Below are 16,451 nucleotides of genomic sequence, written 5' to 3' on the forward strand. Positions count from 1 at the left end.
AAGGCCGGCGCCGGCGCCTCAGCGGTGTCTCAGGGGCGCGTCAGCGGCCCGCGCCACCGACCGACGGGGTCGACGGGTGCAACAGGCAGGCGTCGCCATAGCTGTAGAAACGATAGCGCTCGGCCACCGCATGGGCATAGGCCGACTGCATCCGGTCGAGCCCTGAGAACGCCGACACCAGCATGAACAGGGTCGAGCGCGGCAGGTGGAAATTGGTCATCAGCCGGTCGATGGCGCGGAACCGATAGCCCGGCGTGATGAAGATGTCGGTGTCGCCCTCGAACGGCTGGATGCGCCCGGCCTGGTCGGCGGCACTCTCCAACAGGCGCAGCGACGTGGTGCCGACCGCGACCACCCGGCCGCCGGCGGCGCGCGCGGCGGTCAGGCGCTCGGCCACGGCGCGCGGCACCCGGCCCCATTCGGCGTGCATCACATGGGCGTCGGTGTCTTCGGCCTTGACCGGCAGGAAGGTGCCGGCGCCCACATGCAGGGTCACCTCCTCGCGCCCGACCCCGCGCGCGGCAAGGGCCGCGAGCAGCCGGTCGGTGAAGTGCAAGCCGGCGGTGGGGGCGGCGACCGCGCCGGCCTCGGCCGCGAAGGCGGTCTGATAGTCGCTGTCATCCTTAGTATCGACGGCGCGGCGCCCGGCGATATAGGGCGGCAGCGGCATCTCGCCATGGGCTTCGAGCGCCGCCATCATCTGGTCGTCGGCGCAATCGAAGGCGAGCACCACTTCGCCGCCGGCACGCCGTTCGACCACCTGCGCGCACAGGTCGCCAAACACCAGCGTGTCGCCGGGGCGGCATTTGCGCGCCGGGCGGGCGAACGCCGCCCACACCGTACCGCCTTCGGACTTGTGCAGCGTCACTTCGACCCGGGCCTCGCCGCGGCGGCCGTGCAGACGGCTCGGGATCACCCGGGTGTTGTTGACCACCAGCACGTCGCCGGGGCCGAGCAGGTCGGGCAGGTCCAGAACCCCGCGGTCGAGCAGCTCGTCAGGCCGCACCACAAGCAGGCGCGCCGCATCCCGCGGCTCGGCGGGGCGCAGGGCGATCCGGTCTTCGGGCAGGTGGAAATCGAAGGCATCAACACGCATGGGTGCGGTTTAATGGGGCCTTGCGCCGGGGGCAAGCCTCGGGGCAGTCTCGGCCTGCGTTTCTTTAGGGGCTAAATGTCCATCGGGACCGACTGCCCCATGGCGCCCGCCTGTGAGCGCCACCGATCGGTTCAGGCGCCACCTGTCTTGAGGAGCCTTCGCCATGCACCTGACCATCGCCGGCTGCGGCGACGCCTTTTCTTCCGGCGGCCGGTTCCACACCTGTTTCTGGCTCGACCACGACCAGGGCAGCGCGCTGATCGACTGCGGCGCCACCTCGCTGACCGCGCTCAAGCGCCAGGGGCTCAAGCCCGAAGCCGCCGACACCGTGCTGATCACCCACCCCCATGGCGACCATATGGGCGGCCTGCCGTTTCTGCTGATCGACCGGGCGTTTCGCGCCGGCAAGCTGGCGCCGATCCGGCTGGTCGGACCGGTCGGGCTCGGGGCCCGGCTGGAGGCGCTGAGTGCGGCGCTCTACCCCGGCGCCTGGCGCAAGTTGCCGTTCGACATCCAGATCACCGAATTGATGCCGGGCGACGCCACCGAGGTCGCCGGGCTCGACATCGCCACCGAGGCCATGCGCCACCCCTCGGGGGCGCCGACGCTGGGTTTTCGCGTCGCCGCCGACGGCAAGACGCTGGCGTTCACCGGCGATACCGCCTGGTGCGAGGGGGTCGAGCGGCTGGCCGACGGCGCCGACCTGCTGATCATCGAATGCTCGGCCATGTGCGAGGGCGTGCCGTGGCACATCAGCCATGAAGAACTGGTGCGCCACCGCGACCGGCTGGGGGCGCGACGCATCGCGCTCAGCCACATGGGCGAAGACGTGCTGGCCGCCGCCCCGGCGGATTTCGAGCGCTTGGACGACGGCCGGGTGATCCGCCTTTAGGGCGCCCAAGCTGCGATGGCGCAACGCTCGCGCGCCCGGCTGTGGGACGCGACGGCTGGGGGACCATGCGGCGGCCCAAGACCGCCTCGGCCCAAACCCCAGGTCAGATCCGGGCCCAGGCTCGGGCCCAGATCCGAGCCGGGTCGCGGTTCAAACGCGGCCCGCCCCGGCCCGGTCGGTCTCGTGAAGAGGGGCTCTCAGGCGCGGCCGCTCTCGCCCCGGGCGAACACGGCCCCGGGCCGGGCACCGAGCGCCTTGGCGATGGCGGCCATGGGGCAGAATCCGGTGAACGCCATCTGCATCAGATTGACGCCCATGGCCAAGGCCAGCCACAGCCAATTGGGGTTGTGCACCTGCGCCAGTACGGCACTCGCCACCACCACAGCGCCCACGAACAACAAAACAATCCGTTCGACCGTCATCATCAACCTCCTTGTGTCGAAATGCCAATGCAATGATATGGTATATCATTGCATTTTTGCGAGAGGCCCGGTCCATCCGCCGCACCGACGGGCGACCATGACGGCAGCCCCGCCCACCGCAGCGCACGGCCCACCGCCAGCCGGCCCGCGCCGACCTTCCCGTCGCGGACGCGATCCGGTGCCCAGCGCAATCGCAGCCCGGGCCGGCCGACGCGTGCGCCTGCGGTCAGTCGCCGGCGGCGGCGTCGGATTCCTCGTCCTCGGGCAGCGGCTTCTTCCAGTTGACGCTGTAGAGGTCGAAGCGCCGGTCCTTGAGGTTCTGCACCGTGCCGTCATTGCGTGCCCGCATCAGGGCGTCCAGGTGCAGGTCGGCGAACGCCACCATTTCGGCGTTGGGCGTGGTATCGGCGGCGATGCCGTCGCGCGCGAACGGAAAATCGCACGGGTTGAGAATGCAACTCTGCGCGTACTGAATGTCCATGTTCTCCACATTGGGCAGATTGCCCACATTGCCCGACAGCACCACATAGCACTGGTTTTCCACCGCCCGGGCCTGGGCGCAGTAGCGCACGCGCAGATAACTCTGCCGTTCGTCGGTGCAGAACGGCGTGAACAGGATCACCGCGCCCTGGTCGACCAGATGGCGGGCCAGTTCGGGAAACTCGGTATCGTAGCAGATCAGGATGCCCACCGGCCCGCAATCGGTCTGGATGGCGCTCAAGCGGTCGCCGCCGGTGATGTTCCACCAGAAGGCTTCGTTGGGCGTCGGGTGGATCTTTTCCTGGGCGTGCACCGCGCCGTCACGGCCGAACAGATAGGCCACGTTGCGCACCTCGCCATTGGCTACCTTGGTGGGGTGCGAGCCGCCGACGATGTTGATGTTATGGGCCACCGCCAGGTCGCGCATCTGGTCGCGGAAGCGCTCGGTATAATTGGTCAACGCCTCGATACTGTCTGCGGGCGACAGCTTGCGCGGCTCGGCCGACAACAGTTGCAGGGTGAACAATTCGGGGAACACCACGAAATCGGCCTCATAGTCGCTGGCCACCTCGGTGAAATATTCCACATTGGCGATAAACTCGCTGAACGACGACACCGCGCGCATCTTGAGCTGCACCGTACAGACCCGGACGGCGCGTTCCAGCGTCGGGTCCTTGGGCATGGTGCGCACCACCGATTCGTCGGGCACATTGGGATTGTGCCAGACCATCAGCGCCGCATAGCCCATCGACTGGCGGTCCGACGGCAAATAGTTGGGCAGCACGCGCTGGAACTCGAAGCCATTGCGCAACTGGAAGTGCAGCACGCTGTCGCGGATCTGGCGCTTCTGCACCGCCTCCACATAGGCTTCGACCGAACCGACCTTGCGCAGCCGCCGGGCGAGCCCGGGCATGCGACCGCCGAACGCGATGCCCTTGAGACCGAGCCGCTCGCACAATTCCTTGCGCGCATTGTAGAGCCGCTGGCCGATGCGCTTGGAGCGCATGTCGGGGTCGACCGCCACCTCCATGCCATAGAGCATGTCGCCCCTGGGGTCGTGGCGCGCGGCAAAGCCGTTGCCGGTGATCTCGGCATAGGTATGCGCGCGCAGCGCCACCTCCGAACGGATCACGAAGGTGGAACAATAGCCGACCACCCGGTCTTCCCAAAGCGCCACGAACTGGCCCTGGGGAAACCGGTTGAGCGCGCCGCGCAGCGCCTCGGGCGTCTCGGCCATCATGTCGTCATTGTTGTACGCCTTGCGCAGCAGCCGGTGGATGGCGGGCACGTCTTCGGGGGTCGCCTCGCGCACATGGATTTTGGCGCGATACTGTTGAGCGGCCATGGATACTCCTTTGTCGAAACGAATGGACCGCCCCGCTCGGCCAGGACAGGTCCGGCCAATGGGGCGGTCGGGTCGCCAGCGTTCGGTCGGTCAGGCGGTCTCGTCGCGACCGGGCCCAGGCCCCGGTTCGGAACGGGCGCCCGTTTGCGACCCGGAAACGGAAGCGGGGGCAGCGTCGGCGCCAGAATTGGCATTGGACTCGGCATTGGGATCAGGATCGGGGCCGGGATCGGGGGCAAGACGCCCGGCAGCGACGGCCCCGGCGGCCCCGGCGGCCCCGGCGGTCGCATCGGGCTCCTGATGGGGCAGCGGAATACCGGCCAACTGGGCGAGCGCATGGGTGAAAGCCGTCGCGCCGTCGCCGCTGAGCCCCAACCGATCGTCGCAGACCCAGGCCACCGTCATGGTCAGCGACCGGCAACCGGCCGCCGTCAGGTGGACCACCTGACCCGGGGCCAGAGCGGACACCGCAGGCAATCGCAGCCCCAACCCGCCATCGCTCCAATCGACGATGAAAGCCCGCTCGGCCTCGACGCCGTCCAGGCCGATAACGCAGGGAACCCCCACCGCCAAGCGGTCTTCCCGGCGGCGGTTGGCGTCGCCACCGCGGTTTTCGCCCAGCCCCTCACCGCTCATGCCCGCCACCTTCGATCATCGCCCTGCCCCTTGTCGTCATCTTTGCATAGCATGGAACGGCGCAACCGCAATGATAGGAACGAAAGACGCCCCGGGCGTTGCCTTGCCATCCCCCGACCCGCCCGCTAGGGTCTTGGCCGCTGTCCCACAAGCAAAAGGACTCTCTTCCATGCGTCTTTCCGCTCTTTTTGCGGCCGCGCTGTGTCTGTCGGCGCTGCCCGCGTCCGCTCAGATCGAGCAGACCAAGTCCGGCCACACCGACAAATTTCGGCAACTGGATGAAATCCTGCCCACGCCCAATGTCTATCGTACAGGATCGGGCGCCCCGGGGCACGAATATTGGCAGCAAAAGGTCGATTACGAGATCGACGTGACGCTCGACGCCGATGCCCGGCGGTTGAGCGGCGTGGAGACGGTCACTTATCATAACCAGTCGCCCGACACCTTGCGCTATCTTTGGGTACAGCTCGACCAGCAGCGCTTCGCCAAGCATTCCGACGCCTATGCCACGCTGACCGCCGGCAAGGACCAGGCCGAGAAGATGGCGTTCCGGTCGCTGCGCGCCCGGCTGCGCCAGATGGACCATGACGGCGGCCACAAGATCGCCGCGGTCACCGACGCCGACGGCAATCCGCTGGCCTACACGATCACCGACACGATGATGCGCATCGACCTGCCCGAGCCGCTGGCACCCGGCGCGACGGTCGATTTCACCATCGACTGGTCCTACAACATCCCCGAAGCCAAGGTGCTTGGCGCGCGCGGCGGTTGGGAGTTCTACGAAGACGACGGCAACCACGTCTATTTCATCGCCCAGTGGTTCCCGCGCCTGGCCGCCTATACCGACGACGCCGGCTGGAACACCAAGCAGTTCCTCGGCGGCGGCGAGTTCACGCTCGAATTCGGCGACTATGACGTGGAGATCACCGTGCCCGCCGACCATGTGGTCGCCTCCACCGGCACGCTCCAGAACCCCGGCGACGTGCTCAACCGCCGCCAGCGCCAGCGCCTGGAGCGCGCGCGCGAGGCCGACGAGCCGATCTTCATCATCACGCCTGAAGAGGCCAAGGAAAACCAGAAGTCCAAGGCGCGCGGCACCCGCACCTGGCACTTCAAGGCCGACAATGTGCGCGACTTCGCGTTCGCGTCGAGCCGCAAGTTCGTCTGGGACGCCGCCGGCTTCACCTTCGACCAGGACACCGAGACGCCCGACGACGACCGCACCGTGCTCGCCATGTCCTTCTACCCCGAAGAAGGCATGCCGCTGTGGGACAAGTATTCCACCCACTCGATCCTGCACACGCTCGACACCTATTCGCGCTACAGCTTCGAATATCCCTATCCGGTGGCCCAGTCGGTGATGGGCCCGATCGGCGGCGGCATGGAATATCCCATGATCACGTCGAACGGCCCGCGCCCCGAAATCGACGAGGAAACCGGCGAGCGCAGCTATTCCCGGCGCACCAAATACGGCCTGATCTCGGTGATCATCCACGAGATCGGCCATATCTACTTCCCCATGACCGTCAACACCGACGAGCGCAACTGGACCTGGATGGACGAGGGCATCAACTCGTTCCTGCAAACGCTCGCCGAACAGGAATGGGAAGAGGATTATCCCTCGCGGCGCGGCGCGCCCGAGAGCATCGTCGACTATATGGTCAGCCCCAACCAGGTGCCGATCATGACCCAGTCGGACAGCATCCTGCAGTTCGGCAACAACGCCTATGGCAAGCCGGCGATCGCGCTCAACATCCTGCGCGAGACCGTGGTCGGGCGCGAGCTGTTCGACTTCGCGTTCAAGGAATATGCCCGGCGCTGGAAGTTCAAGCGCCCGCAACCCGCCGACCTGTTCCGCAGCCTCGAAGACGCCTCGGGCCGTGACCTGGACTGGTTCTGGCGCGGCTGGTTCTATACCACCGACCATGTGGATATCGCGCTGACCGGCGTCACCCGGGCGACCCTCTCGACCCAGAACCCCGATGTGGAAAAGCCCCGCCAGCGCGCCAAGGAAGCGGCCAAGACGCCGACCATCATGGCCAAGCGCAATGCCGAGGCGGCCATCGACTATCGCGTCGACCGGTTCCCCGAGCTCAAGGATTTCTACAACGAAAACGACCGCTTCACCGTCACGCCCAAGGACCGCAAGAGCTATGAGGGCATGGTCGAGGGCCTGGAGGAGTGGCAGAAGGAGATGCTCGCCCTCGGCGCCAACCTCTATTTCCTGGACTTCGAGAATATCGGCGGCCTGGTGATGCCGATCCTGCTGGACATCACCTATGCCGACGGCAGCACCGAAGAGTTGCGCATCCCGGCCGAGATCTGGCGGCGGAACCAGAACGAGGTCACCAAGCTGCTGATCCGCGACAAGGAAATCGCCAAGATCCAGCTCGACCCGCACCGCGAGACCGCCGACGCCGACACCACCAACAATGTCTGGCCGGCCGAACCCGTCAAGACCCGGTTGGAGCTGTTCAAGTACAAGTCGCGGCCGAACCTGATGCAGGAAATGCGCGACGGCGCCGATGACGACACGAGCGAGGAGACCGGCGGCGATGAATAATCGCAAACCAGCCCGGCTTTTCACCATGGCGGCGGCGTTGGTCGCCGCCATGGGCCTTTCGGACATCGCGGCGGGCGCCTCCGACCGGGGCCAGCAGGGCCATGAGGCGGGCGACCGCGGCGTCTATCCGATCAGCCAGACCAAGCAGGGCCATGAGGACAAGTTCCGGCAACTGACCGAGATCCTGCCGACGCCCAATGTCTATCGCACCGGCGGCGGCAAGCCCGGCCCGCAATACTGGCAGCAGCGCGCCGACTATGACATGGAAGTGACCCTCGACGACGCCAACCAGCGCATCGTCGGCAGCCAGGTGGTCACCTACACCAACAAGTCGCCCGACACCCTGCGCTATATCTGGTTCCAACTGGACCAGAACCGCTTCGACGCGCGGTCTCATTCGCGGCTGACCGAGACCAATGACGACACCGAGCGCATGGCCTATGACACCTTGCGCCGGCTGTTGGTGACCCGGAACAATGACTGGGGCATGACCATCGAGCGGGTGGCGCTGGCCCAGGGCGGCGCCGCCTTGGCCCATGTGATCGACGACACCAAGATGCGCGTCGACCTGTTCGAACCGCTGGCGCCCGGCGACAGCGTGGCGATCGCCATCGACTGGCAGCACCCGGTGGTCACGCCCGGCGCGGTGCTGTCGAACCGCAACGGCCTCGAAGTGTTCGACGACGGCGCGGCCAACTATTTCCTGTCGTTCTTCTACCCGCGCGTCGCCGCCTACACCGACTATGACGGCTGGATCACCAAGTCGTTCCTGTATGTGGAATATGCGCTGGAATTCGGCGACTATGACGTGGCGATCACCGTGCCCGACACGTTCACGGTGGCGGCGACCGGCGAGTTGCAGAACCCGCGCCGGGTGCTGAGTGACGTGCAGCGCCGCCGGCTCGACCGCGCCGCGCAAGCCGACAAGCCGGTGGCGATCATCCTGCCGGCCGAGGCCGCCGAACGCCGCGCCAAGACGCCCGACGGCACGCGCACCTGGCGCTACCGGGCCGAGAATGTCCGCGACTTCGCCTTCGCCGCGTCGCCGGCGTTCATCTGGGACGCCATGGGCTATCAAACCCGCGACGGCCGCACGGTCATGGCCATGTCGCTGTTCCCGCAGGAGGGCGAGCCGATCTGGAGCCGCTATTCGACCCAGGCGGTGGCGCACACGCTCGACGTCTATGGGCGCATGACCTTCCCCTACCCCTATCCGGTGGCGATTTCGGTCAACGCGCCGATCCGCTCGGGCATGGAATTCCCGATGATCGTCGCCAACGCGCCGCGCCCGGCCGCCGACGACGGCACCTACAGCCGGCGCGAAAAGTACGGCCTGATCGGCGTGGTGATCCACGAGATCGGCCACCAATGGCTGCCCATGGTCATCAATACCGACGAGCGCCAGTTCATCTGGCTCGACGAGGGGCTGAACAGCTTCCTCGACACGCTGGCGCAAATGGAATGGGAACCCGACCACCCGGCCGCCGACGACCTGCCCGGCAACGCCATTCGCTACATGACCTCGGCCGATCAGGTGCCGGTGATGGTCCAGGGCGATGCGCTCAACAATCGCGGCGGCAACGCCTATACCAAGGTGGCGGCGGCGCTGAGCGTGCTGCGCGAGGTGGTCATCGGGCGCGAGTTGTTCGACGACGCGCTGCGCGCCTTCGCCGAGCGCTGGAAGTTCAAGCGCCCGCAACCGGCCGACTTCTTCCGCACCATGGAAGAGGTGTCGGGGCGCGACCTGGACTGGTTCTGGCGCGGCTGGTTCTATACCACAACCCATGTGGACGTGGCGCTGACCGGCGTCACCGAAGCGCGCATCGACACCCAAAACCCCGACACCGAAGCCGAGATCGCGCGGGCGCGCGACGCCGACCGGGCGCCGACCATCATGGCCGAGCGCAACAAGGCCGCCGACCTCGACTACCGGGTCGACCGCTTCCCCGGCCTCAAGGACTTCTACAACGAGCATGACCGGTTCACGGTCACGCCGACGCAACGCAAGGCCTATGAGGACATGGTGGCGGGCCTGGAGATGTGGCAGAAGCGCCTGCTGTCCGACGACAGCCGGCTCTACTTTCTGCACTTCGCCAACAAGGGCGGGCTGGTGACGCCGCTGCCCCTGGACATCGCCTATGAGGACGGCTCGAACGAACGGCTGGTGATCCCGGCCGAGATCTGGCGCCGCAACCAGAGCGAGGTCACCAAGCTGCTGATCCGCGACAAGGCGATCCGCTCGGTGAAAGTGGCCAAGTATCGTTCCATCGCCGACGCCGACCACAGCGACAATGTCTGGCCGCGCGCCGCCGCCGACAGCCGGATCGAGCTGCAATCCCGGCCGCCGCGCCCCAATCTGATGCGCGACATGGGCGAAACCGCGCCGATGTCCGAGGAGGCGCGCGATGGCTAAGGGGCGTCGTCTCGCCTCGTTCCGGGGCACGGGGCTGGTCTTGGCCGGCCTCGCTCTGGTCGCGCTGGTGGCGGGCATCGCGTTGGCGCATAACTTCTATGCCGCGCTGACCCGGATCAACATCAACCACCGCGCCGAGACGGTCGAGGTGATCCACCAGTTGACCCTGCACGACATCGACGTGGCGGTGTCGGTGATCGCCGACGAGAAGATCAGCTTCCTCAACGAGGGCGAGTTCGAGCGCGCCGAGCGCGCGCTCGGCCGCTATCTGGCCGAACGGTTCAGGATCTATGGGCCAGACGGGGCGCTCAAACTCGACTATCTGGGCGCCGAGGTGGACGGCGACACGGTGATTGCCTATGCCGAGGCACCGCTGCCCCCGGGCCCGGTGCGCTACGGCGTGCGCAACGCGATTCTGGTCGACATCTTTCCCGACCAGCGCAATACCGTGGTGCTGACCGATGGCCGGCAACGCGGCTCGGCGCTGTTCACCGCCGAGACCGCCGAACAGATCGTCGCCCCGGTGGCGCGCGACTGACCCGCCCCACCCCGGGGACCGGTCACAGGCCCCCAGGCTCGGCCCCGCGACCACCTCCCCGACCGGCCGCGATGACCGGTCGACCGACGGATCGGGGCCGGGCGAGCGTATCACAAACGCCGTCCGGCCCCGCCCGCCTCAAGCCGCCTCGCCAGCCTGAAGGATGACATGCCCGTGTATTGGTTGTTTCTCGCCCTCGCCTTGCACAGCGCCGCCGACGCACCGCCTGAGACAGCGCCGACGACACCACCGCCTGGCCGCGACACGGTCGGACCGGTCGCTGAAGAGGCGCCGAGCGCCGCCATGGAAGCGGCCGCCGCCATGGGCCGGCTGTTGGGCTTGGCCCGCCACTGCACGCTGGACGCGGACGATATCGAAGACTTTTTGGTCGCCGCAGAGGCGCGCATCAACGCGTTGTCCGAGACCCGCGCCGACCGGGTGATGGCGCGGATCGAGTTGGAGAACACCGCTTCGCTGAGCGAGGCGCGCGGCGCCCGGGCCGATTGCGGCGCGGTCGCCGAGCGGTTGGAGGAGCGGCTGCGCGCCCAGCGCTGAACCGGACGGCCGGGCGCGCCGGCGCCCCCTGCCCTCAGTTACGGAAGAAGGTCTGGGTCGGCGCCGACAGGATCGGCTGCACCAGCACCGGGCCGTGGATGGCGTCCTTGTGCTCGGGGTACATCTTCTCCAACCCCTCCTCGACGAACTGGCTCAACACCGGCCCCACGCGGGTGGTCTCGTCGAACGCCCAGAAGGCGTATTCGGGCCCGTCATAGGCTTGGTCCACCGTCGGGTTGGCGACGAAATTGGTGCTGACCTTGATGTCCTGGGCCACCTCGCCATCGGGACCGACCAGCGCGAAGCGGCCCTTGACCCAGTTGGTGGCCCCGTTGAGCACCGCCAGATCCGCATTGGTCAGGTTGATCCGGTCGATGGTGACGCGGATCGTGCCCTCGGGCTCGATCCCGGCGCGGTCCAGATTGTGCTGCACCAGCCGGGTGACCAGGTTCGTGACCGTATAATTCTCCGCCTTGTCGATCAGCCGTTCATTGGCCCATTCGGTGCCGGCGGTGCGCGCCTCGTTAAGCCGGAAGACGCTGCTGTTCGGCCGCCGTTCGTTCAGTGCGTGGTCACGGAAGCGCTCTTCGAGCCGCTGCTCGATCACATTGAGCCGGTCGACATTCTTTTCCCAAAATCGCGACAAGCGCACTTCGACGGGAATGTCCGCGCCGGCGCGCGTGGACGCGGGCGCCTCGCCGGCGGCCCGATCGCTGGTCTCCCGATCACTTGCCCCCCGATCCTTTGCATTGTCTTGAGCCATGGCCGGAGCCGTCACGCCGGCCAAAACGCCTGCGGCCACCAGGGCCGCGACACTGTTGCGCATCGCTCGCATGAAAGCCTCCTTGCTGTGCTTGTCTTTTTTAACATGGGAGCGGATTGGAAGGAGTCAATTCTATCGGTCGGGGCCCGAGACGCTGCTAGGCTCTTGCCTGACGCTCAACCAACCGTCACGATCGTTGTTCTAAGCGCAAACCACGCAAGAAGGGGGCGCGTCCCCCGCCGTTCAATCCTCGACAGCACGAAGATGGAGAAGCCCATGGCCAGCCCCGTCCCGCGCCTGATCGCCTGGCTTTTGACCAGCGCAATCGTCTTTGCCCCTGCCCCGCAAGCCATTGGCCGCGACGCGCCCGGACCGGCCCAGCCGGCCGCCCAAGAGACCGACGCCCAGGACACCGACGACGCGGCGGACGACGCGGCCGATGACGGCGAAGACAAAGACGCCGACACAGACGCGGAAGAGGACAAGACCCTCGAACAGATCGTCGATGGCCACACCGTGCACGAGGGGCTGTTCACCCTCTACCGCGACCCGGAAGACGGCACCGTGCGCATGGCGATCGCCAAGGACCAACTGGGCGGCCGGTTCGTCTATTTCACCCACACGGTGGACGGGGTGCTCGAAGCCGGGCACTTCCGGGGCGCGTTCCGCGACAACACCATCTTCGCCATCAACCGCCACTTCGACTGCATCGAATTCGTCGAAGAAAACACGCATTTCTATTTCGACCCGGACAACGCCCTGTCGCGCGCGGCCAGCGCCAACATCTCGCCCGCCGTGCTGGCAGCCGCCGAGATCGAGGCCGAGAGCGAGGACGGCGAAACCCTGCTGATCAAGGCCGACGGGCTGTTCTTGAAGGAAGCCTTCCACCAGGTCGCCCCGACGCCCAATCCCAAGGCGCCGCCGGGCAGCCAGTTCAAGGTCGGCAAGCTGGCCGATGACCGCACCAAGATCCGCCGGATCGCCACCTATCCCGAAAACATCGCGGTGACCGTGGACTATGTCTACACCAACCCGCAACCGCTGGTCGGTGGGTCCGAGGCGGTGACCGACCCGCGCGCCGTGCAGGTGACCCTGCAACACTCGCTGATCGCCCTGCCCGAGACCGACTATGAGCCGCGCTTCGACGACCCGCGGGTGGGCTATTTCTTCGACCGGGTGACCGACCTCACCAGCCACTCGGCGACCCCCTATCGCGACATGATCACCCGCTGGGACCTGCGCAAAAAGACCCCCGGTGCCAAGCTCAGCGAGCCCGTCGAACCGATCGTCTGGTGGATCGAGAACACCACCCCCGACGCCTATCGCGACGCCATCCGCGCCGGCGTGGAAGCCTGGAACGAAGCGTTCGAGGCCGCCGGGTTCAAGAACGCCATGGTGGTCAAGGTGCAGCCCGACGACGCCGACTGGGACGCCGGCGACATCCGCTACAATGTGCTGCGCTGGACCTCGTCGCCGCAGCCGCCGTTCGGCGGCTATGGGCCGAGCTTCACCAATCCGCTGACCGGCCAGATCCTCGGCGCCGACATCATGCTGGAAAACGTCTATGTGACCAACCGGCTGGTCTATGACGACCTGTTCGACGTGGCCGGGCGCGGCCTGGCGCCCCAGCCGCTGCCGCTGCCGGGCGCGCCGGCGACCGCGGGCGACGCCCCGGGCAAGGCGATGATGTGTTCCATGGGCCACCACCTTCAGGTCAACACGCTGTTCGCCAAGTCGGTGCTCGACGCCCGCGGCTACAGCGACGCCGAGAAGGAACGCCTGGTCCAGGAAGGGCTGCGGCTGTTGACCCTGCACGAGGTGGGCCACACGCTGGGCCTCAACCACAACATGATGGCGACCCACGCCGTGTCCTATGACGGCATCTACGACCGCGACATCACCCAGGGCACGATCAGCGGCAGCGTGATGGACTATCAAGCGCTCAACGTCTCGCCCGACCCCGATGACCAGCCCAACTATTTCGACACCCGGCCGGGCCCCTATGACGTCTGGGCAATCCGCTTCGCCTACGATCCCGACCTTGCCGACGCCGAGGCGCGGGCGGCGCATCTGGCGCGCTCGACCGAGCCGGCGCTGGTGTTCGGCAATGACGCCGACGACATGCGCGCGCCCGGCCGCGGCAACGACCCCCGGGTGATGATCGGCGACCTGTCGGACGACCCGATCCAGTACGCCCGCGACCGGGTCAAGCTGGTGCGCGATACGCTGAGCGAGGCCAAGGCGCGTTTCGATGATCCGGGCCAGTCCTGGCACGCGCTGCGCAACGCCTATCTGATCCTCACCGGCCAGCACAACACGGCCATGCGCGTGGTGTCGCGCTATATCGGCGGCATCTATCAAAACCGCGCGTTCACCGACCAGGCGAGCGACCGGCCGCCGTTCGCCCCGGTGCCGGGCGACACCCAGCGCGAGGCCATGGCGGTGCTGGCCGAGCATCTGTTCGCGCCCGAAGCCTTCGAAACGCCGGAAGACCTGCTCAACCATCTGCAAAAGCAGCGCCGCGGCTTCGACCATTTCTTCGAGCCTTACGACCCGACGCTGCACCAGCGCTATCTGTCGATCCAGGCGGAGATTCTGGCCCATCTGACGCACCCCAACACGCTGCGCCGGGTCACCGACAGCCGGCTCTACGGCAACAACTATGGCGCTGCTGAGATGATGGGCGACCTGACCGACGCGGTGTTCGAAGCCGATCTGCGCGGCGACGTCTCGACGATCCGTCAGAACCTGCAGATCGAGTACACCCGCCGCCTGACCGAGATCCTCGACGACACCGAGGCCTATGACCATGTGGCGCGCTCGGCGGCGCTGGCGGCGATCAAGCAGATCGAGGACTGGATGGACAGCGCCCGGCGCGGCAATGCCGAAACCCGCGCCCATCGCACCCATGTGACGCTGCTGCTCGAACGCGCTCTCTATCCGCGCCAGGATCTCTAGCGCGGTTGGCGCCCGGATTGCCCCGCCGCGATGTTGGCGATCCGGGTGCCCAAACAGGTCGGGTCATCCGATCGGATGGCGCCCGGTATCGGCCGCTTCGGACGACGACCCGATCCACAGCGGTGGCGGCCGGGCCCATCCTGCCCATGCCGCGATCCACCCGGACGGCCCTGCTGGCTGCCCGGCCGCCAAACCGGTCAAACGATCATGCCCATCCGCGCCCGGCCGCCAACCCACCCCGAGCTCCCAAACCGCCCAGCCCGCCCGGGCCGCCGGCGCCGCCGGGGCCGCCTGGGCCGGCCGAAGCCCCCGCCCCGTCCGCGCGCGGCCGGTCTCGCCTTGCTGGCGGCGTTGACCGGCTGTACGGCGGTGCGGGTGATCACCCACAGCCCCGACCCCTCGGCACAGGCGGCCCCCGCCGGCGTCTACCGGATCGATCCCGACCACACGGCGGTGCTGTGGGCCGTCGACCATCTGGGCTATTCTGTCTTTCGCGGCCGCTTCGACACGGTGACCGGCCGGTTGACCTTCGACCCCCAAGACCCGGCCAAAAGCCGCTTGGCGGTGGCCGTCGACACGCTGAGCCTGCACACCGGCGTGCCGGCGCTCGACGCCCAACTGCACGCGCCGGACCTGTTCGACAGCCAGGCCCACCCCCTGATCCGGTTCGACAGCGGCGATATCACGCTCACCGGCCCCACCGCCGGCACCGTCGACGGCATGCTGACGCTCAAGGGCCGCAGCCATCCGCTCCGCCTTCACGTGACCTTCAACGGCGCCGCCCCCAACCCGATCAGCGGCGCACAGACGCTGGGCTTTTCGGCCACCGGGACCGTGCGTCGGTCACGCCTGGGGCTGGGGCGCTGGCGGCCGGCAGTGGGCGATACGGTGCATCTGACCATCGACGCCGAACTGATTTACCAGCCTGCCGCATCGCCCGCCCGGCCCTGAGACCGACCGTCGCTGCCGGCCGGCGGGCCATCGACGCCCTTGCATCCCCCGGCACGCCCTTTAGGGTGCAAGAGAGCAATCGGATCGGCGACGCGATGCCATGAAACCAGCGATCGAAATCGGCTTTTTGCTGTTTCCCGGGGTCACGCAATTGGACCTGACCGGTCCGCACGAGGTATTCGCCCGCCTGCCCCACTGCCGCCAGCATCTCATTTGGAAATCGCTCGACCCCGTACAGGCGGAAAGCGGCCTGTGGCTGACGCCGTCGGCCACCTTCGACACCTGCCCCGGCCTCGACCTGATCCTGGTGCCCGGCGGACCGGGTCAGACGGCCTTGTTCCAGGACACTGAAACGCTCGATTTTCTGCGCGCCATGGCGCCCAGCTGTCGTTATGTGACCTCGGTGTGTACGGGCTCGCTGGTGTTGGGGGCTGCCGGCCTGCTCGACGGCTATCGCGCCACCAGCCATTGGCTATGGACCGACTATCTGGCCAAGTTCGGCGCCGTGCCGGTGCACGACCGGGTGGTCCGCGACCGCAACCGGATTACCGGCGCCGGCATCACCGCGGGCATCGACTTCGCGCTGACCGTGGTCGCCGAACTGGCCGGCGCGCGCACCGCGCAGTTGATCCAATTGTCCATGGAATACGACCCGCAGCCGCCGTTCCGGGCCGGCTCGCCCGACGCCGCCGACCCCCAACTGGTGGCCGACCTGCGCGAACGCCTCGCCGACGCCCTGGCCGAACGCCGCCGCCACCTGGACCAACGCTGAGCGGCTTATGGGGCCGCCCGGGCCCGCACGAGCAAAGCATTGACAGCATCCGGCCGCTTTCGGCCAA

General features: G+C 67.4%; 13 protein-coding genes. 8 read left to right on the top strand and 5 right to left on the bottom strand.

From position 1 onward, the window contains the following. Nucleotides 1-40: 40 nt before the first annotated feature. Nucleotides 41-1,096 (bottom strand): tRNA preQ1(34) S-adenosylmethionine ribosyltransferase-isomerase QueA, encoded by a 1,056-nt coding sequence (gene queA / locus EV659_RS02780; protein ID WP_132707262.1) that lies wholly within the window; start codon nt 1,094-1,096, stop codon nt 41-43. Nucleotides 1,097-1,259: 163 nt separating this feature from the next. Between queA and EV659_RS02785 the strand changes: the two genes are divergently transcribed. After that, nucleotides 1,260-1,988 (top strand): MBL fold metallo-hydrolase, encoded by a 729-nt coding sequence (locus EV659_RS02785; protein ID WP_132707264.1) that lies wholly within the window; start codon nt 1,260-1,262, stop codon nt 1,986-1,988. Between the two features lie 197 nt (nt 1,989-2,185). Here EV659_RS02785 and EV659_RS02790 read toward each other — a convergent pair whose 3' ends face one another. The 3 genes from EV659_RS02790 to EV659_RS15115 form a co-directional block, all read right to left on the bottom strand. After that, entirely contained in the window at nt 2,186-2,410 is a 225-nt protein-coding gene (locus tag EV659_RS02790; protein ID WP_132707265.1) for a YgaP family membrane protein, read from the bottom strand. A gap of 226 nt (nt 2,411-2,636) precedes the next feature. After that, nucleotides 2,637-4,235: a carbon-nitrogen hydrolase family protein gene (locus EV659_RS02795; RefSeq protein WP_132707267.1), complete on the bottom strand. Its 1,599-nt coding sequence runs from the start codon at nt 4,233-4,235 to the stop codon at nt 2,637-2,639. A gap of 90 nt (nt 4,236-4,325) precedes the next feature. Then, nucleotides 4,326-4,871, bottom strand: a complete 546-nt coding sequence (locus EV659_RS15115) for a PilZ domain-containing protein (RefSeq protein ID WP_132707269.1) — start codon at nt 4,869-4,871, stop codon at nt 4,326-4,328. 169 nt (nt 4,872-5,040) lie between these two features. On the opposite strand from EV659_RS15115, the gene EV659_RS02805 reads away from it, so the two are divergent. The 4 genes from EV659_RS02805 to EV659_RS02820 all read left to right on the top strand — a co-directional run bounded on the left by EV659_RS02805 (nt 5,041) and on the right by EV659_RS02820 (nt 10,940). Continuing rightward, nucleotides 5,041-7,434 (top strand): M1 family metallopeptidase, encoded by a 2,394-nt coding sequence (locus EV659_RS02805; RefSeq protein ID WP_132707271.1) that lies wholly within the window; start codon nt 5,041-5,043, stop codon nt 7,432-7,434. Further along, complete coding sequence (locus EV659_RS02810) at nt 7,427-9,847, top strand: M1 family metallopeptidase (RefSeq protein ID WP_200287783.1); 2,421 nt, start codon at nt 7,427-7,429, stop codon at nt 9,845-9,847. Before EV659_RS02805 ends, EV659_RS02810 begins: the two co-directional genes overlap by 8 nt. Further along, a complete protein-coding gene (locus EV659_RS02815) occupies nt 9,840-10,385 on the top strand; it encodes a DUF6702 family protein (protein ID WP_132707273.1) in 546 nt (181 codons plus the stop codon). Before EV659_RS02810 ends, EV659_RS02815 begins: the two co-directional genes overlap by 8 nt. A 174-nt stretch (nt 10,386-10,559) precedes the next feature. Further along, a complete protein-coding gene (locus tag EV659_RS02820; protein ID WP_132707275.1) occupies nt 10,560-10,940 on the top strand; it encodes a hypothetical protein in 381 nt (126 codons plus the stop codon). 34 nt (nt 10,941-10,974) lie between these two features. Here the strand turns inward: EV659_RS02820 and EV659_RS02825 are convergent, their stop codons facing one another. Next, the gene (locus EV659_RS02825) at nt 10,975-11,775 is read right to left on the bottom strand and encodes a hypothetical protein (RefSeq protein ID WP_132707277.1); all 801 of its coding nucleotides are present in this window, start codon (nt 11,773-11,775) and stop codon (nt 10,975-10,977) included. 204 nt (nt 11,776-11,979) lie between these two features. Here EV659_RS02825 and EV659_RS02830 point away from each other — a divergent pair, with 204 nt between their 5' ends. The 3 genes from EV659_RS02830 to EV659_RS02840 all read left to right on the top strand — a co-directional run bounded on the left by EV659_RS02830 (nt 11,980) and on the right by EV659_RS02840 (nt 16,384). Beyond that, nucleotides 11,980-14,661 carry a zinc-dependent metalloprotease gene (locus EV659_RS02830; protein ID WP_165878671.1) on the top strand — a complete coding sequence of 894 codons (2,682 nt, stop codon included), beginning with the start codon at nt 11,980-11,982 and terminating at the stop codon, nt 14,659-14,661. Nucleotides 14,662-15,000: 339 nt separating this feature from the next. Further along, on the top strand, nt 15,001-15,612 hold the full coding sequence (locus tag EV659_RS02835; protein ID WP_165878672.1) for a YceI family protein: 612 nt from the start codon (nt 15,001-15,003) through the stop codon (nt 15,610-15,612). 100 nt (nt 15,613-15,712) lie between these two features. Then, complete coding sequence (locus EV659_RS02840; protein ID WP_132707283.1) at nt 15,713-16,384, top strand: DJ-1/PfpI family protein; 672 nt, start codon at nt 15,713-15,715, stop codon at nt 16,382-16,384. Nucleotides 16,385-16,451 lie beyond the last annotated feature (67 nt).

Origin of the sequence: Rhodothalassium salexigens DSM 2132, from assembly GCF_004341375.1 — a bacterium.
Classification (GTDB): domain Bacteria; phylum Pseudomonadota; class Alphaproteobacteria; order Sphingomonadales; family Rhodothalassiaceae; genus Rhodothalassium; species Rhodothalassium salexigens.

What these genes read in the sequence shown, in the direction of transcription:
- queA (WP_132707262.1), bottom strand. Translation starts at nt 1,096, where the DNA reads ATGCGTGTTGATGCCTTCGATTTCCACCTGCCCGAAGACCGGATCGCC.
- EV659_RS02785 (WP_132707264.1), top strand. Translation starts at nt 1,260, where the DNA reads ATGCACCTGACCATCGCCGGCTGCGGCGACGCCTTTTCTTCCGGCGGC.
- EV659_RS02790 (WP_132707265.1), bottom strand. Translation starts at nt 2,410, where the DNA reads ATGACGGTCGAACGGATTGTTTTGTTGTTCGTGGGCGCTGTGGTGGTG.
- EV659_RS02795 (WP_132707267.1), bottom strand. Translation starts at nt 4,235, where the DNA reads ATGGCCGCTCAACAGTATCGCGCCAAAATCCATGTGCGCGAGGCGACC.
- EV659_RS15115 (WP_132707269.1), bottom strand. Translation starts at nt 4,871, where the DNA reads ATGAGCGGTGAGGGGCTGGGCGAAAACCGCGGTGGCGACGCCAACCGC.
- EV659_RS02805 (WP_132707271.1), top strand. Translation starts at nt 5,041, where the DNA reads ATGCGTCTTTCCGCTCTTTTTGCGGCCGCGCTGTGTCTGTCGGCGCTG.
- EV659_RS02810 (WP_200287783.1), top strand. Translation starts at nt 7,427, where the DNA reads ATGAATAATCGCAAACCAGCCCGGCTTTTCACCATGGCGGCGGCGTTG.
- EV659_RS02815 (WP_132707273.1), top strand. Translation starts at nt 9,840, where the DNA reads ATGGCTAAGGGGCGTCGTCTCGCCTCGTTCCGGGGCACGGGGCTGGTC.
- EV659_RS02825 (WP_132707277.1), bottom strand. Translation starts at nt 11,775, where the DNA reads ATGCGAGCGATGCGCAACAGTGTCGCGGCCCTGGTGGCCGCAGGCGTT.
- EV659_RS02830 (WP_165878671.1), top strand. Translation starts at nt 11,980, where the DNA reads ATGGCCAGCCCCGTCCCGCGCCTGATCGCCTGGCTTTTGACCAGCGCA.
- EV659_RS02840 (WP_132707283.1), top strand. Translation starts at nt 15,713, where the DNA reads ATGAAACCAGCGATCGAAATCGGCTTTTTGCTGTTTCCCGGGGTCACG.